The organism is Singulisphaera rosea (assembly GCF_054877945.1).
In genome coordinates, this window is sequence record NZ_JBTYIP020000106.1 from 1 (window position 1) to 444 (window position 444).

General features: G+C 61.9%; 1 protein-coding gene. It reads left to right on the forward strand.

Going from position 1 to position 444, the window contains the following annotated elements; genetic code table 11:
• A partial coding sequence (locus ACYOEI_RS41150) for an RHS repeat-associated core domain-containing protein (RefSeq protein WP_462856485.1) occupies positions 1-444 on the forward strand: 444 nt, incomplete at both ends.

Sequence of the window (444 nt, forward strand, 5' to 3'; positions counted from 1 at the left end):
GCGACCAGGTCTACGGCGACTTCAACGGCGTCGGGGCTGTGCTGACCCGCTACCTCGACGGCCCCGCCGTCGACGAGCTCCTCGCCCGGACCAGCTCCGGCGTCTCCGCCTGGTACCTGACCGACCGTTTCGGAAGCGTTCGCGACATCGCCGACACATCAGGCACCCTGATCCGCCAGAACAAGTACGACGGCTACGGCCAATTCCTAAGCGGCACCGGCTCTGGCGGCGATGCATTCATGTTCGCCGCCATGCGTTACGACACAGCGACCGGCCTGTACTACGACCGTGCCCGCTGGTACGACGGAGTGACGGGGCGGTTCGTGAGCCAGGATCCAATGGGTTTCGCGGCGGGAGACGCGAACTTGTACCGATACGTAAAAAATAGTCCAACAAATTATATCGATCCAACGGGAATGTACCCTGGCACTAATGGCTGGAGTG